Origin of the sequence: Pseudonocardia xinjiangensis (genome assembly GCF_012911925.1) — a bacterium.
GTDB lineage: Bacteria > Actinomycetota > Actinomycetes > Mycobacteriales > Pseudonocardiaceae > Pseudonocardia > Pseudonocardia xinjiangensis.
The window spans coordinates 1-18,084 of sequence record NZ_JAAXKY010000076.1; the positions used below are offsets into that span (position 1 = coordinate 1).

16 protein-coding genes are annotated in these 18,084 nt (G+C 73.8%); 12 read left to right on the plus strand and 4 right to left on the minus strand.

The annotated features are described in order from the left end of the window. On the minus strand, positions 1-972 hold a 972-nt coding region (locus HF577_RS21710), incomplete at its 3' end, for a cytochrome P450 (protein WP_169397765.1). 93 nt (positions 973-1,065) lie between these two features. Between HF577_RS21710 and HF577_RS21715 the strand changes: the two genes are divergently transcribed. Both HF577_RS21715 and HF577_RS21720 read left to right on the plus strand, forming a co-directional pair. After that, positions 1,066-1,725 (plus strand): TetR/AcrR family transcriptional regulator, encoded by a 660-nt coding sequence (locus HF577_RS21715; RefSeq protein ID WP_169397766.1) that lies wholly within the window; start codon positions 1,066-1,068, stop codon positions 1,723-1,725. Continuing rightward, on the plus strand, positions 1,722-2,186 hold the full coding sequence (locus HF577_RS21720) for a RidA family protein (protein ID WP_169397767.1): 465 nt from the start codon (positions 1,722-1,724) through the stop codon (positions 2,184-2,186). Before HF577_RS21715 ends, HF577_RS21720 begins: the two co-directional genes overlap by 4 nt. Before the next feature lie 15 nt (positions 2,187-2,201). Here HF577_RS21720 and HF577_RS21725 read toward each other — a convergent pair whose 3' ends face one another. Continuing rightward, positions 2,202-2,609: a RidA family protein gene (locus HF577_RS21725; RefSeq protein WP_169397768.1), complete on the minus strand. Its 408-nt coding sequence runs from the start codon at positions 2,607-2,609 to the stop codon at positions 2,202-2,204. A gap of 102 nt (positions 2,610-2,711) precedes the next feature. After that, complete coding sequence (locus tag HF577_RS21730; RefSeq protein WP_169397769.1) at positions 2,712-3,134, minus strand: TIGR03668 family PPOX class F420-dependent oxidoreductase; 423 nt, start codon at positions 3,132-3,134, stop codon at positions 2,712-2,714. 169 nt (positions 3,135-3,303) lie between these two features. On the opposite strand from HF577_RS21730, the gene HF577_RS21735 reads away from it, so the two are divergent. The 9 genes from HF577_RS21735 to HF577_RS21775 all read left to right on the plus strand — a co-directional run bounded on the left by HF577_RS21735 (position 3,304) and on the right by HF577_RS21775 (position 15,242). Further along, positions 3,304-4,956, plus strand: coding sequence for an ABC transporter substrate-binding protein (locus tag HF577_RS21735; RefSeq protein WP_169397770.1), 1,653 nt, complete (start codon positions 3,304-3,306; stop codon positions 4,954-4,956). Between the two features lie 16 nt (positions 4,957-4,972). After that, the gene (locus HF577_RS21740) at positions 4,973-5,929 is read left to right on the plus strand and encodes an ABC transporter permease (protein WP_169397771.1); all 957 of its coding nucleotides are present in this window, start codon (positions 4,973-4,975) and stop codon (positions 5,927-5,929) included. Then, positions 5,926-6,816 carry an ABC transporter permease gene (locus tag HF577_RS21745; protein ID WP_169397772.1) on the plus strand — a complete coding sequence of 297 codons (891 nt, stop codon included), beginning with the start codon at positions 5,926-5,928 and terminating at the stop codon, positions 6,814-6,816. Before HF577_RS21740 ends, HF577_RS21745 begins: the two co-directional genes overlap by 4 nt. Next, complete coding sequence (locus HF577_RS21750) at positions 6,813-7,823, plus strand: ABC transporter ATP-binding protein (RefSeq protein WP_169397773.1); 1,011 nt, start codon at positions 6,813-6,815, stop codon at positions 7,821-7,823. Before HF577_RS21745 ends, HF577_RS21750 begins: the two co-directional genes overlap by 4 nt. A 79-nt stretch (positions 7,824-7,902) precedes the next feature. After that, entirely contained in the window at positions 7,903-8,865 is a 963-nt protein-coding gene (locus HF577_RS21755) for an ABC transporter ATP-binding protein (RefSeq protein ID WP_169397774.1), read from the plus strand. An 80-nt stretch (positions 8,866-8,945) separates the two neighbouring features. Further along, positions 8,946-9,254, plus strand: coding sequence for a GNAT family N-acetyltransferase (locus HF577_RS21760; RefSeq protein ID WP_169397775.1), 309 nt, complete (start codon positions 8,946-8,948; stop codon positions 9,252-9,254). A 506-nt stretch (positions 9,255-9,760) separates the two neighbouring features. Further along, positions 9,761-10,744, plus strand: a complete 984-nt coding sequence (locus HF577_RS21765; protein WP_169397776.1) for a pirin family protein — start codon at positions 9,761-9,763, stop codon at positions 10,742-10,744. 516 nt (positions 10,745-11,260) lie between these two features. Further along, positions 11,261-14,401, plus strand: a complete 3,141-nt coding sequence (locus HF577_RS21770) for a DEAD/DEAH box helicase (protein ID WP_169397777.1) — start codon at positions 11,261-11,263, stop codon at positions 14,399-14,401. After that, positions 14,394-15,242: an SWIM zinc finger family protein gene (locus tag HF577_RS21775; protein WP_169397778.1), complete on the plus strand. Its 849-nt coding sequence runs from the start codon at positions 14,394-14,396 to the stop codon at positions 15,240-15,242. The genes HF577_RS21770 and HF577_RS21775 overlap by 8 nt, the downstream gene beginning before the upstream one ends. 142 nt (positions 15,243-15,384) lie before the next feature. Here the strand turns inward: HF577_RS21775 and HF577_RS21780 are convergent, their stop codons facing one another. After that, the gene (locus HF577_RS21780) at positions 15,385-16,686 is read right to left on the minus strand and encodes an amidase (RefSeq protein ID WP_169397779.1); all 1,302 of its coding nucleotides are present in this window, start codon (positions 16,684-16,686) and stop codon (positions 15,385-15,387) included. A 100-nt stretch (positions 16,687-16,786) separates the two neighbouring features. On the opposite strand from HF577_RS21780, the gene HF577_RS21785 reads away from it, so the two are divergent. After that, positions 16,787-17,986 (plus strand): trans-sulfuration enzyme family protein, encoded by a 1,200-nt coding sequence (locus tag HF577_RS21785; RefSeq protein ID WP_169397780.1) that lies wholly within the window; start codon positions 16,787-16,789, stop codon positions 17,984-17,986. The last annotated feature ends 98 nt before the right edge of the window (positions 17,987-18,084 follow it).

The window sequence follows — 18,084 nt, forward strand, 5'->3', positions numbered from 1 at the left end:
GAAGCGGGCCGGGTCGCGGTTGGCGGCCTCGAGCCGGGCCAGGACCATGTCCCCGGCCGCGACGGACACGCCAGCCAGCTCGACGTCCTGGTGGGCCCACCGCGGGAGCGCCTCGCCGGTGACACCGGACTGCTGCCGCAGCACCTCCTCCACCACGGCGTCCAGCCGGTCCGGGTGGGCGGCGAGGACCGGGAGCTGCCCGCCCGTGACGAGGTGGATGGTGGCCACGGACATCCCGTTGCAGGCGCTGAGGTACCCGGCGCTGACCAGCGTGGTGACCATCGCGACGAGCTCGTCCTCACTCAGCAGCTCGTCGTGCCCGGGCCGGGCGCCGTCCTCGTGCACGCCGACCAGCGCGCTGATGAGGTCGTCACCCCGGTCGGCCCGCCGGGCGGCGACGAGCGCGGCGGCGTAGTCGGTGAGGGCCGTCCACGCCTGCTCGATGCCCGCCGTGTCCAGCTCGCCCGCTGAGGCGGCCGCCATGTCCACGGTGAGGACCGCGTCGGCCCACTGCCGCAGCTGGGCGTGCTCGGACACGGGGATGCCGACCAGCTCGCCGATCGTGCTGATCGACAGCGGGGCCGCGACGGCGTCGACGAGGTCGGCGGGCGGGCCCGCCGCGGCCATGGCGCCCACGTACCGGTCGGCGAGGGCCTCGATGCGCGGGCGCATCGCCTCAACCCGCCGCGGCGTGAAGGCCGCGGACACCAGGCGGCGCAGCCGGGTGTGCGGGGCGCCGTCCTGGAACAGGGTGTGGTTGCCGGGGTGGGCGCCGCCGGGCGGGGCCACCCCGAACCGCGGGTCCGACAGGACGGTCACCGCGGCGTCGTACGAGGTGACCAGCCACGCCGGCGTCCCGTCCGGGGTGGTCACGCGGGTGACGGGCTCGCTCTCGCGCAGCACCGCGTAGGCCGGGGGTGGTCGCAGGAGGTCGGGGCGGTCGAGCGGCAGGTGTCGGATGGTGGTCGTCATCGAGTTCCCCCAGATGGTTTTTTACAATACACCTGCAACGTAAAGTGCGGGAGGCTCGGAGTCAATACGACTGCACTGTGAAAGACTGTCGCGGTGCCGAAGAAGGTCGACCACCAGGCCCAGCGGGCCCTGATCGCGGATGCCCTGATGCGGGTGGCCGCCACCCGGGGCCTCGAAGCCGTGAGCCTGCGACATGTGGCGACCGAGGCCGGCGTGTCTACCGGCATGGTGCAGCACTACTTCCGCACCAAGGACCAGATGATGATCTTCGCGCTGGACATGGTCAGCGCCGGCGTCCAGGCCCGGCTCGCCGCCGAGGCGGGCGACCAGGACGCCGTCCCGACGCCCCGGGCCCTCGTGCGCGGGCTCCTGCTCCAGATGCTGCCCCTGGACGAGCAACGCGCCACCGAGGGCAAGGTGGCGCTGGCCTTCCTCTCCTACGCCGCGGTCCGCCCGCACGTGGCCGCGGAGCTGCGGGAGAACACCGCGCAGATGCGGGCCTTCTTCGCCGACCAGATCCGGGCGACGAGCCCGGCCGAGCGCGGGGTCGATCCGGAGCTCGCCGCCACCGCCCTGCTCGCGCTCGTCGACGGGCTGGGCGTGCACGTCCTCGGCGGGCACTACTCCCCCGACGCCGCACTGGCGGCACTCGACCAGTACCTCGACAGCGTCCTGCCGGCCGAGGCGGCTGGTCCGCGGCCACGAGCCGACCGAACGATCACCCCACCGGCGCCACGTACGGTCGGACCATGAACGTCGAGCTGCGCCTGCGCGAACTGGGCATCGAGCTCCCCACCCCCCTGGGCCCGGCCGGGAACTACGTGCCGGCCGCCCGGGTGAGCGACCTGGTGTACCTCTCCGGGATGGGTCCCGTGCGCCCGGACGGGAGTTTCGTCGTGGGCAAGGTCGGCAACGGCGGCCTGGACCTGGACGCCGGACGCGAGGCCGCCCGCCTCACCGGCCTGCAGCTCCTCGCGGCGCTCCGGGCCGAGATCGGCGACCTGGGCCGGGTCCGGCGGGTGGCGCGGATCTTCGGCATGGTCAACTGCGCCCCCGGCTTCAACCGCACGCCCGCAGTGATCGACGGCTGCTCCGACCTGCTGGTCGAGGTGCTGGGCGACGCCGGCCGCAGCGCACGCTCCGCGGTGGGGATGGCGGAGCTGCCGTTCGACATCGCGGTGGAGATCGAGGCCGTGGTCCAGGTGAGCGCGTGACGGGCGGCCCGCGGGTCAGTCGATGACCGCGGTGGCCTCGACCTCGACCAACAGGTCCGGTTCCCCGAGCGCCGCCACGCCCAGCAGCGTGATCGGCTTGACCGGGTCGACGCCCAGCTTCGCGGCCGCCCGGCTGACACCCTCTCCCAGCAGCGGCATCTTGTCGGGCGTCCAGTCGACGACGTAGACGGTCAGCTTCGCCACGTCGTCGAAGGACCCGCCGGCCCCGGCCAGTGCGGTGCCGATGTTGAGGTAGGCCTGCTCGACCTGGGCGGCCAGGTCTCCTTCGCCGACCCGTCGCCCCTCGCCGTCGCGGGCCACCTGACCGGCCACGAACACCAGCTTCGAGCCGGTGGCGACCGACAGCTGGCGGTAGACATCGGGTTTCGGCAACCCGTCGGGGTTGATCAGCGTGACGGCCATGTGCACTCCTCGACATCGGGGCTTCAGCATGCCCCCAAAACATAGCAGCGTTATACATTGTGACGCCATGGCGCGGAGGGGAGACCGCGCGATCCGCGCCGGTCAGGTCGCCGTCCACCCACTCCATCGGACCGGGGTGATCACCAGCAGCGCGCCGGCGGGCGGCACGGCGGCGTAGGGGCGGTACTTGGCCCGCAGCGCGGCGAGCGCGCGCTCCCGCAGCGGCCCGGTCTCGTGGATCTCGGCCGTGCCGTCCACCCGGACCCACCACAGCGTCGACCAGTCGTCGTCGTAGTGGTCGACGACGAGCCCGACACGAGGGTCGCGGCGCACGTCGTCGAGGCGCGCGAGCCGGCTGCTGCGTTTGGGCTTGACCTCGTCCACCACCGAGCAGACGAGCCCGTCCACGAGCGCGAAGGTGATCGGCACCAGCCGCGGGGTGCCGTCGGCCCGCAGCGTGGCCAGCCGACCGACAGGAGCACCCGCGAGTCTCGCGCGCTGCTGCGCCGCGTCGAGGGCGGGCACTCAGGCCGCCGCGCAACGGTGGGTCATCGCTCCAGTGTCGCTGGCGACGGCCCGGACGGCGCGGCAGCTGTCGTGTTTCAGCTAGATCAAGAGTCCTTGTGCACCATGGTCACACCGTCTGTATACATACTACGTTCACCCGACCGAATGAACGGCCGGAGGTAGAACGATGGGGCTCAGCCTGATAGCACGAAGGATCCGGGGACGGGGGGCGGCGGCGCTCGCGATCGCGCTGGCAGCGGCCGTCGCCGTCGGCTGCGCGCCGGTGCAGCAGGCCGCCGGGCCGGCCGCGGCGCCGGCCACCGACTCCTTCGGCACCCCCGCCGATCCTGCCGCCGTGCAGCAGGGCGGCACGCTCGTCATGGCCCTGTCGGCCGAGCCGGACATGCTCGACCCGACGCAGTCCCGCTCGCTCTACTCCCGCTACGTCTTCCAGACGATGTGCGAGAAGCTCTACGACCTCGACCAGAACACGCGGATCGTCCCTCAGCTGGCCACCGCGCTGCCCACGATCTCCCCCGACGGGCTCACCGTCACCATCCCGCTGCGCGAGGGGGTGCGCTTCGCCGACGGCACGCCGATGGACGCGCAGGCGGTGGTCACCACGTTCCAGCGCAACCTGACGATGGCCGGGTCCGGTCGCAAGAGCGAGCTCGGGCCCATCACGTCGGTGGAGGCGCAGGGCGCGAGCTCGGTGGTGCTCCACCTCTCGGCGCCGTTCGCCCCGCTGACCTCGGCGCTCGCCGACCGGGCCGGCATGATCATGAGTCCGGCGGCCCTGCAGCAGCTGGGCGACAAGTTCGGCACCGCGCCGGTGTGCGTCGGGCCGTTCAAGTTCGAGAAGCGGGTGGCCCAGAACTCGATCGACGTGGTGCGCGACCCGAACTACTACGACGCGGCCAAGGTGCACCTCGACCGCATCACCTACCGGATCATCACCGACGCCAGCATCCGGGCGGCCAACCTGCAGTCCGGTGACGCCCAGGTGGCCGACACGCTCTCCACCCAGGACGTCCCCGCCCTGCGCACCGCCGCGGGCATCCAGGTGCTGCAGTCCAACTCGCTGGGCTACCAGGGCATCACGTTCAACGTCGGCAACGTCTCGGGGCTCGGCAACCCGGTGGGCGACGTCGGCACGCCCCTCTCCCGGGACCCTCGCGTCCGCCGGGCGTTCGAGCTCGCGGTGGACCGTCAGGGCCTCGTGCAGGCCGTGTTCGGCGGCCTCTACACGCCGACGTGCTCGCCGATCAGTCCGGACACCGAGTTCACCAGCGACGCCGCCCAGGCCTGCCCACCGCACGACCCGGCCGCCGCGCGCGCCCTGCTGCAGGAGGCGGGTGTCCCCGTTCCCTACAAGATCACGATGATTGCGACGAACACCCCCGACGTCCTGCGGCTGGCCCAGGCCCTGCAGGCCACCGTCGCCGACGGCGGGTTCGACCTGCAGATCCAGCCGGTGGAGTACTCCGCGCTGCTCGACCAGCAGGACCGCGGCGACTTCGAGATGCTGCAGCTGGGCTGGTCAGGCCGCATCGACCCGGACAACAACATCACCAACTACCTCAGCACCGACGGCGGGCAGAACGTGGCCGGCTACAGCGACGCGGCGCTCGACGCGCTGCTCACCAGGGCGCGTACCAGCACCGACCAGGCCGAACGGGTGCGGCTCTACGGCGAGGCGGTGACGGCCATCCACGCCGCCGACCCGATCGTCTACCTGTACCGCATCCGCAACTTCACCGGCGTCACCGCCAAGGTGTCGGGGGTGCAGGTCTTCCCGGACGGCGTGGTGCGGCTCGCCTTCGCCGGCCTGACCCGCTGACGGGAGCCGGTCCGGAATGCGGTCCTACCTGCTCCACCGGCTGTGGCAGTCGGCGGTGACGCTGGTGCTCGCCACGATCGTGGTGTTCCTCGGCGTGCGCGCGCTGCCGGGCGACCCGGCGCTCGCGTTCGCCGGGGAGGAACGTGACCCGGCGTCGCTCGCGGCGATCCGCGAGCGGCTCGGCCTCAACGACTCGTTGGTCGTGCAGTACGGGAAGTTCGTGCTCGGGGCGCTGCGCGGCGACCTCGGCACCTCCACCCGGACCGGGATCCCGGTCTCCACGATGATCGGCACCGGCCTGCCCGTCACGATCGAGCTGTCGCTGCTGGCGCTGCTGGTGGCGATCGTGCTGGGCGTCACCACCGGTGTGGTGGCCGCCGTCCGGCGCGGGCGCCCCGCGGAGTGGTTCGCCAACGCGCTGGCGCTGCTCGGGCTGTCGGTGCCGAACTTCTGGCTCGGCCTGATCGCGATCCTCTACCTGGCGGTGGGCCTCGGCCTGTTCCCGGCGTCGGGCTTCGTCCCGTTCGGGGAGGATCCGGTCGCCAACCTGCACCACCTCGTGCTGCCCGCCCTCGTGCTCGGCACCGGGATCGCGGCGATCGTGATGCGCCAGACCCGGTCGGCGATGCTCGAGTCGCTCGGTGCCGACTACATCCGCACGGCGCGGGCCAAGGGCGCATCGCCCCGCGCGGTGATCGGCCGGCACGCCCTGCGCAACAGCCTCGTCGTGGTGGTGACGGTCGTCGGGCTGCAGCTGGGCATCCTGATCTCCGGGGCCGTCGTCACCGAACGGATCTTCGGGCTGCCCGGGTTCGGGAAGATGACGATCGACGCGGTGTTCCAGCGCGACTACCCGGTCATCCAGGGCGTCGTCCTCGTGACGGCGGCCGCCTACATCCTGATCAACTTCCTGGTCGACGTCGCGTACTCGCTGATCGACCCGCGGATCCGCGTGGCGGGAGGACAGTCATGACCGCGACCGAGATCGTCACCCCGCCGGCACCGGACCCGGGTGCCACACCGCCGCGGCGCCGCGCCGCCCTGCGCAGGCTGCGGCGCAGCCCGCTGGGGATCGCCGGGTTCGCGGTGCTCGCCGTGGCCGTGCTGGCCTCGGTGCTCGCCCCGGTGCTCGCGCCCTACTCGCCCGCACAGGTGCACTTCGACGCGCCGTTCCAGATCCCGGGCACCGTCGGCTTCGCCCTCGGCACCGACGACCTGGGCCGCGACGTGCTGTCCCGCATCCTCTTCGGCCTGCGGGCGTCGCTGGAGGTGGGAGTGCTGGCCGTGGCGCTCGCGCTGGTCGTCGGAGTCCCGCTGGGACTCGCGGCGGGCTACTTCCGGGCCCTCGACGCGGTGATCTCCCGCTTCACCGACCTCATGCTCGCCTTCCCGTTCCTCCTGCTCGCCGTCGGCCTCGCCGCCATCCGCGGCCCGAGCCTCGGCAACGCGGCGCTGGCACTGGGCATCTCCCAGATCCCGGGCATGATCCGCGTCGTCCGCTCCGAGACGTTCCGCCTGAAGAACCTCGACTTCGTCGCGGCGTCGCTGGTGGACGGGGCGAGCGACGTCTGGGTGCTCGGCCGGCACGTGCTGCCCAACGCGCTGTCCGCGGTGATCGTGCAGGCCACCGTGGCCATCCCGCAGGCGATCATCGGGGAGTCGGTGCTGTCGTTCCTCGGGCTGGGCATCCAACCGCCCGACCCGAGCCTCGGGACGATGCTCGCCGACGCCCAGCAGTACGCCGCCCAGGCGCCGTGGACCGCCGTCGTGCCCGGCCTGGCGATCATGCTGGTGGCGCTCGCGTTCAACCTGTTCGGCGACGCCCTGCGCGACGCCCTCGACCCGAGGAGCTCCCGGTGACGGCACAGGGCGAGCCCGTTCTCACGGTGCGCGACCTGCGGGTCACGTTCCGGACCGACGACGGGCCGGTGTCCGCGGTCGACTCCGTGTCGTTCGACGTCCGGCCGGGCGAGGTGCTCGCGGTGGTCGGCGAGTCGGGGTGCGGCAAGAGCGTCACCGCGATGAGCATCGCAGGGCTGCTCCCCCCGTCGGCGACCGTCACCGGCTCCGTACGGCTGCGCGACCAGGAGCTCGTCGGGGCCCCCGAGCCGACGCTGCGTAGGGTGCGCGGCGCCGAGGTGGCCTACGTGTTCCAGGAGCCGATGACCTCGCTGAACCCCGTGTTCACCGTGGGCAGCCAGATCACCGAGACCCTGCGGATCCACCAGAAGCTCTCGCGGAAGCAGGCGCTGGCGCGGGCCGTGGAGCTGCTCGCGCTGGTCGGGATCCCGTCCCCCGCCTCGCGCGTGGGGGCCTACCCGCACCAGTTCTCGGGCGGGATGCGGCAGCGGGTGATGATCGCGATGGCGCTGGCCTGCGACCCCGCGGTGCTGGTGGCCGACGAGCCGACCACGGCGCTCGACGTCACCGTGCAGGCCGCCGTCCTCGACCTGCTGCGCGACCTCGGCACCCGGCTCGGCACGGCGATCGTGCTCATCACGCACGACCTCGGCGTGGTGGCCGACATCGCCGACCGCGTGCTGGTGATGTACGCGGGGCGCGTGGTCGAGACCGGCCCGACCCAGGAGCTGTTCGACGCCCCCCGCCACCACTACACGCTGGGCCTGCTCGGCGCGGTGCCGACCGCGGGCCGCCGCGCCGCGGGGGGACGGCTCCAGGAGATCCCCGGGCTGGTGCCGGTGCTGCACGAGCAGCCCGACGCCTGCACGTTCGCCGAGCGGTGCCCGGCCGCCGACGAGCAGTGCCGCGCGGGCGCGCCCGCCCTGGAGCCGCGCGACACCGACCCGACCACCCACCGGGCCGCCTGCTGGCATCCGGCAGACGCCCTCCTCACGAAGGGACGGTAGGACGATCACTGACCTCGAGGAGCACCCGGCCCGGGAACAGGGCCAGGAGCCTGCCGCCCTGGAGCTCGACGACCTCGTGATGCACTTCGGCCCCGTGCGGGCCGTGGACGGCGTGAGCCTGCGGATCGAACGCGGGCGGGTGCTGGCACTCGTCGGCGAGAGCGGGTCGGGCAAGTCGACCGTCGGCCGGTGCGTCGTGCGGCTGCTGGCGCCGACGTCCGGCACCGTGCGGCTGGCGGGCACCGACGTCACCCACCTCAGCCGGCGCGCGCTGCGTCCGCACCGGCGTGAGGTCTCCATCGTGTTCCAGGACCCGGCGAGCTCGCTCGACCCGCGGCTGTCGGTCGGCGACATCGTGGGTGAGCCACTGCGGCTGCTCGGGCTGGCGAGCTCGCGGCGCGAACGGGAGACCCGCGTGGGCGACGCGCTGGAGCAGGTGGGGCTGCGGCGACAGGTCGCGCAGCGCTACCCCCACGAGATGTCCGGGGGGCAGCGCCAGCGGGTGAGCATCGCCCGCGCCCTGGTCTCGTCACCGCGGCTGCTGGTGGCCGACGAGCCCACCAGCGCGCTCGACGTCTCGGTGCAGGCCTCGGTGCTGAACCTGCTCGCGGACCTGCAGCGCGACCTCGGCTTCGCGTGCCTGTTCATCACCCACGACCTGTCGGCGGTGGAGTACCTGGCCGACGAGGTGGCCGTGATGTACCTGGGCACGCTGGTGGAGCAGGGTTCGCGCGAGGCGGTGTTCGACTCCCCGTCCCACCCGTACACGCAGGCGCTGCTCTCGGCCGCGCCGCTGGCGAACCCCCGCGAGCAACGGGCGCGCCGCCGGGTGCTGCTCTCCGGCGAGATCCCCTCGCCCACCGCCCCTCCCCCGGGCTGCCGGTTCCACACGCGGTGCCCGGTGGCCGTCGAGCGGTGCCGCACCGAGGTGCCGCTGCTGCGCACCACCGCGCTCGGTCAGGTGGCCTGCCACCTGGTGGCCGACGACGGCAGCGGCCCCGACGTGCGGCAGCAGCAACCGGTCCCGGTCGGAGAGGGCTGAGGGGCGCTCGGACCGTCCCGGAGGGCAAGCTGGGCGTCGTTCGCCGGCGTCCGTCCGCACGGCTCCACAGGAGGCAGCACATGACCGAACCGCAGGTGCTCGACGTCGCCGAGTGGTCCCGGTTCGAGATCCACCTCGACGGCAGGCTCGCCGGGTTCGTGGCGTACCGCACCAGCCGGGGAACGATCACCTTCACCCACACCGAGATCGACAGCGCCTTCGAAGGGCGGGGCCTGGGCAGCACGCTGGTGCGGGGCGCGCTCGACGCGGCGCGGGCCCGCGGCCTGGCGGTGCTGCCCCAGTGCCCGTTCGTCCGCGGCTGGCTCCAGAAGCACGAGGACTACCTGGACCTGGTGCCGGAGGGCGAGCGCCCGCGCTTCGGTCTCTGAGACCGACCAGCACCAGGACGAGCCGTGATCGTTGTCCGCCGGAGGAGCCACCTCCCGGAGCACTGCTGACGGGGGCGCGGCGCGGCTGATCGCTCCGAGATCCACGTGTCGGCCCCGCGCGGGACCAACAGCCGCATCTCGCGACGATCACTCCGCCCCGCCCGCGAGTCGCCCGTTCCTCGCCCGCGAGTCGCCCGATCCGCGCGCATTCACCCAGGGACATCACGACGAGAACGGGCAACTCGCGGGCCCAAACCGGGCGACTCGCGGCACCAGGGTCGTCCTCGCAGGCGCGACGACACCGGGGACGAGCTGTTCACGTTCGAGATGTCCATGAAGATCCGCCGGGGACGCTGAGCGGTCGGACGCTGCACCGAGGTGGCACCCGCCGCGGCACCCGGGCGCCCGGCGGGGTCGGCTGCCACCCCACTCGGGGGACGGAACAGACGCGACGGCGGTACGGTTGTCCTCCAGTAGTTGCAGACACAACTTCTTCGGAGGACCTCATGCCCGCCGTCACCGTCGCCGACGTCACCGCACTGCCGCGCGTACCCGAACCCGGCGCCGCCGCCGTCGACCGGCGGGTGCGCTCCGTCACCACCGCCCCGTCCGGGTTCGAGGGCGAGGGGTTCCCGGTCCGACGGGCCTTGGCCGGTATCGACCTACGCGACCTCGACCCGTTCCTGATGATGGACCAGATGGGCGAGGTCGAGTACGCCCCCGGCGAGCCGAAGGGCACCTCCTGGCACCCCCACCGCGGGTTCGAGACCGTCACCTACATCATCGACGGCACCTTCGAGCACGCCGACTCCCACGGCGGCGGCGGGCTGATCACCAATGGCGACACGCAGTGGATGACGGCGGGGGGTGGCCTGCTGCACATCGAGCGGCCGCCGGAGTCCCTCGTCATGAGCGGCGGCCTGTTCCACGGACTGCAGCTGTGGGTGAACCTGCCGAAGGCCGACAAGTGGCTCGAGCCCCGGTACCAGGACCTCCGCGCCCGCGAGTCGGCCCTGCTCACCACGTCCGACGGCGGAGCCCTGATCCGCGTGATCGCCGGCGAGCTTGCCGGGCACGCCGGGCCGGGGTCCACCCACACCCCCGTGGCGATGATGCACGCCACCGTCGCGCCCGGCGCCACCGTGCGGCTGCCCTGGCGGCGCGACTTCAACGCACTCGTCTACGTGCTGTCCGGGGCCGGTGCGGTGGGCCCGGAGAAGCAGCCCGTGCGCACCGGGCAGGCCGCACTCTTCGGTCCCGGCGACACGATCACCGTGTCGGGCAACGAGAAGCAGGAGTCCCGTCTCGCCGGCCTGGACGTGATCTTCCTCGGCGGGCAGCCGATCCGGGAGCCGATCGCCTGGGCCGGCCCGTTCGTCATGAACACCCGGGCCGAGGTGCTCCAGACCTTCGAGGACTACCAGAAGGGCAAGCTGGGCGTCGTTCCCGCCACGTACGTCCCGCACGGTGCCGCGGGCGGCAACGCATGACCGAGCCCCGGCCGGCGTGACCCGCCCCCAGCACGGCGCCGGCCGCGGTCACACGCTCCCGGCATGCCGGTCCGCCACGGCCAGGAACCGGCCCGGTCGAGCGGCGCGGCGCGGCACGGGCCACCGCAACGGCCTGGGCGACCTGCCGGGGCGGTGCGGGTGCCGACCAGCGCACAGGTCACGCCCGGGGTCGATCTCGCGAACTGGGTCGCGCGCTGGGCGTCGCTGTCGAACCCGGGGATCATCCCGCTCACGTCCGGCGTGACTCCGCGCGCCAGGCGGGCCCGCTTGAGCGCGGCGCTGCCGATCACCGTGATCGACCGGCTCCGCGCCATCTCGAGCACCGTGGACCCGTTCTCGCACGTGAACACCTCGCGCGCGTCGGGGTTCACGGGTAGCTACACGAAGCGGAAACGGTGCTCGCCGAGATCCCTGACGGACGGTCCACCGCGACCGGCGCGCTTCGCCGGGACATCGACGCGCCGGACCGTCGGAGGGCCTCCGTAGCCTTGACGCGTGCTCGCCGTCCACGCCCTCTGGTCCCCCGGCCGCGGGGTCCTGCTCTGGGCCGAGGACGGCGCGCGTCCCACCACCTCGTCGAGCCGCTCGCTGCGGTCGGCGCGCCCCCACCCGTTCGCGGCGCCGTCGTCGGCGCTCACCGCGCTCCACCCGGGCAAGCCCGCCACCGTCACGCTGCTGCTGCCCTCCCGGCCCGGCGGCCCGCTCGCGTCGCCGGAGCTGGTGCGCAGCGGCGGGCGTGGCACCCCGCCGCGGGGCGGCCCGGTGCTGCGCGCCTGGTCGGTACCCGCGCTGGCCATCGACGTCGCGGAGCTGGACGACCCCGCCGATGAGGTGCGCTACGGCGCCTCGGTGACCCACCTACGCGCTGTGGCGGAGCTGGCGGCCGATCTCGCCGCGCGCGGCCGCGTGCTGCCCACCCTCGTCCGGCAGGGTCCGCACGCGTTCGCGCGGTGGCGCCCGCTCGTGCAGGGCCTCGACGCCGTCACGTTCGACGCGCTGGTGGCGGCCCTCCCGCCGGTGGGGCGCGCGGAGGCGGTCGGCTCGGCCCGCGGCCAGCAGGCCGGGGCCGATCCGCACGCGCTCGTCAGCGACGCGCTCCACGCCCTCACCGACGCCGCCGTCCGCGACCGGCTGGCCCGCGCACCCGAGCCGCTCACGGTGCTCCCACCGCGGCTCGGGCGGGCGCCCCGGGAGCTCCCGGCGGCGGAGTCCTGGCTCGCCGCCCTGCTCACGCCCGACGGGCGGGTCGGTGGCGACCGCGCCCTGTCGGCCACGGAGCTCGCCGCCCTCGCCGGCGCCGTCGCGGAATGGGACGAGTTCGGCGCCACGGCCGGCGGCGAGGGCCGCGCGTGCTTCCGGCTCACCGAGATCAGCACCCTGCACGACCCTGCCGACCCGGCACCCGACGCGCTCGACCAGACCGGCGACGGCACGCGCTGGGTGCTCGACTTCCTCCTGCAGTCCACCGCCGACCCCAGCCTGCTCGTCCCAGCCGAGCAGGTCTGGTCCAGCGGTGCCGACCGGCTGATCGCGCAGCCGCAGGAGCTGCTGCTCGCCGAGCTCGGCCGCGCTTCGCTGGTGCTCCCGGCGCTGGCCACCGCGCTGCGGCAGGCCCGCCCGTCCGGGCTCGACCTCGACGTCGAGGGCGCCCACCACTTCCTCACGGCGGGGGCCGCGCTGCTCGTCGAGGCCGGGTTCGGGGTCCAGCTCCCGGCCGGCTGGGACGGCTCGCGCCGGGTCGGGCTCGCGCTGAGCGCGCGCAGCACCCCGGCCGACCGCGTGCTCACCCGCAGCGGGCTGGGCCGCGAGGAGCTGGCCGACTTCCGCTGGTCGATCGCGGTGGGCGACGACGAGCTGTCCGAGGAGGAGATCACCGAGCTGGTGGCCACCAAGGCGCCGCTGGTCCGGCTGCGGGGCAGGTGGGTGAGCGTCGACGCCGAGCGGCTGCGCGCCGGCCTGGAGTTCCTGCGCCGGGCCCGCAGGCGGCGCGCCGACGGCGCGCCCACCGCCGCCGAGGTGCTCGCGCTCGCCCAGCGCCACCCCGACGACTGGGAGAGCGACGCGGACCACGGCGCGCCGCTGCCCGTCACCGCCATCCACGCCGACGGCTGGATCGGGGCGCTGCTCGCAGGCGAGGTCGAACGCACGATCACCCCGGTCGAGCCGCCCGCAGGCTTCCGCGCGCAGCTGCGCCCCTACCAGCAGCGCGGCGTCTCGTGGCTCGCGTTCCTCTCCACCCTCGGGCTCGGGGCGTGCCTGGCCGACGACATGGGCCTGGGCAAGACGGTGCAGCTGCTGGCCCTGGAGGCGCTCGAACGCGCCCAGCAGGAGCGCGGCCCCACGCTGCTCGTCTGCCCGATGTCGCTCGTCGGCACGTGGCAGCGCGAGGCCGCCCGGTTCGCCCCCGACCTGCGGGTGCTCGCCCACCACGGGCCCGGCCGCCGCCACGGCGCGGAGCTCGAGGCGCAGATCCACGAGGCCGACCTCGTGGTCACCACCTACGCCACCGCCACCCGCGACGGCGACGAGCTCGCCGCGCTCGCCTGGCGCCGCCTCGTGCTCGACGAGGCCCAGGCCGTGAAGAACAGCAGGGCGTCGCACGCGCGCGCCGTGCGGCGGTTCGACGCCGAGCACCGCGTGGCGCTCACCGGCACGCCCGTGGAGAACCGGCTGGCCGAGCTGTGGTCGATCATGGACGTGCTCAACCCCGGCCTGCTGGGCTCGGCCGAGAAGTTCCGCGCCCGCTACGCCATCCCCGTGGAACGCCACGGCGACACCGAGGCCGCCGCGTTGCTGCGCCGCGTCACCCGGCCGTACCTGCTGCGACGGCTGAAGACCGACCCGAGGATCATCGACGACCTGCCCGACAAGATCGAGGTCACCCAGCACTACCGGCTCACCCGCGAGCAGGCCTCGCTCTACCGCACGGTCGTCGACGACATGATGGAGAAGATCGCCGACTCCCGCGGCATCGAGCGCCGCGGCAACGTGCTGGCCGCGATGGCGAAGCTCAAGCAGGTCTGCAACCACCCGGCCCAGCTGCTCCACGACGGTTCGCCGGTCGGCAGACGCTCCGGCAAGATCATCCGGCTGGAGGAGATCCTCGCCGAGATCCTCGACGAGGGCGACCGCGTGCTGTGCTTCACCCAGTTCACCGAGTTCGGCCACATGCTCGTGCCGCACCTGGCGGCCCGCTTCGACACCGACGTCGCGTTCCTGCACGGGGGCACGCCGAAGAAGCGCCGTGACGAGATGGTCATGCGCTTCCAGGCCGGTGAGGGGCCGCCGGTCATGCTGCTCTCGCTCAAGGCGGGCGGCACCGGCCTCACCCTCACCGCCGCCAACCACGTCGTGCACCTCGACCGCTGGTGGAACCCCGCCGTGGAGAACCAGGCCACCGACCGCGCGTTCCGCATCGGCCAGCGCCGCAACGTCCAGGTGCGCAAGTTCGTGTGCCCCGGCACGGTCGAGGAGCGCATCGACGACATGATCACCAAGAAGAAGGCGCTGTCGGAGATGGTGGTCGGCGACGGGGAGGGCTGGCTCACCGAGCTGTCCACCGACTCGCTGCGCGAGCTGTTCACCCTGGGCTCGGAAGCGCTCGAGGAGACCGTCGAGGACACCGACGATGCCTGATCCCGATCCGTTCTGGTGGCGCGACGCCGAACCCGCCCGCCCGCGCCGGGTCGAGGGCGGCATCCAGATCAACAGCACCCGCGGACCGGTGGCGCGCACCTGGTGGTCGCAGCGGTTCCTCGGCGTGCTGGAGTCGCTCGGTGTCGGCGGCCGGCTCTCGCGGGGCCGCAGCTACGCCCGGGCCGGCCAGATCATCTCCCTCGACGTCGACGCGGGCGGGGCCGTCGCCCAGGTGCAGGGCTCCCGGCCCCAGCCGTACAAGGTGCGGGTCGGTATCCCGGCCTTCGGCAAGGCGGAGTGGGCAGCGGTGGCGCAGGCGCTCGCCGACGACGCGTCGTACGCCGCCACGCTGCTGGCCGGCGAGATGCCCCGCGAGATCGAGACGGTGTTCGAGGCCGTCGGGCTCTCGCTCTTCCCCGCCGGCAACCGCGACCTCGCGATGGACTGCAGCTGCCCCGACCACGCCGTCCCCTGCAAGCATCTCGCCGCGGTGTTCTACGTGCTCGCCGACCGGTTCGACACCGATCCCTTCCAGATCCTGGCGCTGCGCGGCCGCGACCGCGAGACGCTCCTGGAGGACCTCCGCGCCCGCCGCACCGCCGCAAGCCCGCCCGCGACGTCCGACGGGGTGCCCGCGCTCGCCGACGTCATGCACGAGTACTGGAGCGCGGGGCCCGGGCTCCCGGAGCGGCTGACCGGCCCCCGCACCCCACCCGACGCGCTGCTCGACCAGGTGCCCGAGTTCACCGTCGACGTACGCGGCGAGCGGGTCGCCGACCTGCTGCGACCGGCCTACCGCGCTCTCGCCGGGGACGACAGCACACCCCCCACTGCGCCCTGACGAGCCCGCGGGACCTGTGATCGCCGCGAGATGCGGCTGTTCGCCCTCCGGAGGGCTGACGCATGGATCTCGCGGCGATCAAGCGCCGCCGGCGCGCGGAAAGCGGGCGACTCGCGCGCCGAAAGCGGGCGACTCGCGGGCGTCAGCCGAGCGACTCCAGCTGCGCGGCGAGGGCGAGCAACCGCGACTCACCCCCGGGCGGGGCCACCAGCTGCACGCCGATCGGCAGGCCGGTGGGATGGACCCCGGCGGGCACGGACATCGCCGGGAAGCCCGCGAGGTTCCAGGGGGTGACGAACGCGCTGTGCAGGGCCTGCGGGAAGTTCGCGAGCCACGACTTGCGGTGCCACATCTCCGCCTTCGCGGGCAACGCCTGCAGCATGGGCGTGACCAGCACGTCGTGCTCCGTGAAGAACTCCCGCGCGCGGGCCGTCCACTCCTGCCGGCCGCGCTCGCGGACCAGCCCCGCCCTGCGCACGACGCGCCCGATCCGCGCGTGGGTGCGGGTGCGGCGCTGGAGCCGGTTGCGGTCGAACGCCTCCGCATGCTCGGACGGACCCGCGAACCATCGGGCGACGGTGGCCGGCAGCTGCCCCGACCCGTACGACGGGGTGGCTTCGCCGACCAGGTGGCCTGCCGTACCGAGCAGCTGCGCCACCTGCGTGGCGACGGCGGTCAGCTCGTCCGGCGCCGCGCCCCCACCCGGGACCTCGGTGGAGACGGCCACCCGCAGCCTGCCCGGCTCCGTGAGCTGCGCCAGCGCGGGCCGTTGGGCGAGCACGGAGAGCACCAACGCCGCGTCCGCCGCGGTGGTCGCGAGCACCCCGTGGGTGTAGAGGCCACAGAAGAGGTGCGTGTCGGAGGCGGCGACCACACCCCTGCCGGGCATGAACCCGACCAGCCCGCAGATCGCGGCGGGCCCGCGGATCGAGCCGAGCGCGTCGGAGCCGTGTGCCACCGGCACCATGCCGGCCGCGACGGCTGCGGCGGCGCCTCCCGACGATCCGCCGGCCGTGTACGCCGGTACCACCGGGTTGCGCGTGATCGCGTCGGGAGTGTCGGTCATCGGCCAGTGACACAGCTCGGGGACGTGGGTCAGCCCGACCATCACGGCACCGGCGGCGCGCAGCCGGGCGGCGATCTCCCCGTCGGCCGCCGCGAGCTGCCGCGAGCCCGCCTGCGAGCCCCAGCCCACGTACTCACCGGCGACGGCCGTGACGTCCTTCACCGCGATCGGCACCCCGGCCAGCGGGAGGTCCGCGAGGTCGGGCCGCTCCCCCACCGCCCGCGCCTCGGCCGCTGCCTCTGCCGTCCGGACGCGCCGGAACGCGCCGACCGCCGCGTCGCCCGCGGCGATCCGGCCCAACGCGTCCTCGGTGACCCGCACGGGGTCGAGCGACCCCACCCGCACCGCACGGGCCACCTCGACAGCAGTACCCACCATGAACTGACGTACGTAGGCGGCATGCGCCCGGTTCGACAATCCTCATGATCATGTCTCGCCGGTCCGCGCCACTCCCGACCAGGCGCGGTACGAAGGCAGGGTGTCCGACACCCCGCATCTCGCCACGCTCGCCGTCCACGCCGGGAACGCCGTCGACGCCGGCACCGGAGCCATCCGCCGTCCGCTCGTCATGGCCAACTCCTATGCCCTGCCCGAGGACCCGTCCGAGCTGAGCTGGTCCGGCACGGGCACGCCGCTCTACACCCGCAACGGCGGCGCCAACCAGGGCTGGCTGGAGGAGAAGCTCGCCGCGCTCGACGGCGGCACGACCGCGGTGGCGCTCGCCAGCGGGATGGCCGCGCAGCACGCGGTGTTCTTCGCCGCGCTGCGCTCGGGCCACCACGTGGTCAGCTCCGACACCACCTACGTGGGCACCTACCGGCTGCTCACCGAGCTGCTCCCGGCGAAGTACGGGATCACGGCCACGCTCGTCGACTCCTCCGACCCCGCCGCAGTGGCGGCGGCGATCCGGCCGGAGACGCGCCTGGTCCACGTCGAGACCCCGGCCAACCCGACCACCCGGATCACCGACGTGGCCGCGGTCGCCGAGGTCGCGCACGCCGCCGGGGCGCTGCTGTCGGTGGACGCGACGTTCGCCACGCCGGTGCTGCAGCGCCCGCTCGCGCTGGGCGCCGACGTCGTCGTGCACTCCCTCACGAAGTACGTCAACGGCCACGGCGACGCGATGGGGGGCGCGGTCATCGGCGGCGGCGAGGCCGGCACCGCGCTCGTCGAGGACGTCCGCCGCGAGGCCATGGTCAACGTGGGCGGGGTGATCAGCCCGTTCAACGCCTGGCTGATCATGCGGGGCTCGGTGACCCTGCCGATGCGGATGCGGGCCCACTGCGCGGGGGCGATGGCGGTGGCCCGGTTCCTCGCCCAGGACCCGCGGGTGGCCTACGTGGCCTACCCGGGCCTGCCGTCCCACCCGCAGCACGCGCTGGCCGCCCGGACGCTGGACGGCGGGTTCGGCGGGATGCTGGCGTTCGCGGTGCGTGGTGACGGCGCGGCGCAGAACAGGTTCGTCGCGGCGCTGCGGCTGATCACCTCGGCGGTCTCGCTCGGGCACGACGAGTCCCTGATCGTGCACGTCTCCGGCGACGACGAGCGGGCGCGTCACTACCCCGAGGAGTTCCGCCGCTACGGCCACCTGCGCCTCTCGGTGGGCCTGGAGGACCCCCGCGACCTGACGGCCGACCTGGACCAGGCCCTCGCCACCGTCGCCAGGGCGGCGACCTGACCCGCGACATGGACACATGTCGCTGTTCGGCGGGGGCTTCGGACAGCGTCAGGTGACCATGTCGCGGCTGATCATGGTGCAGGCGCGCGTAGCGTCAC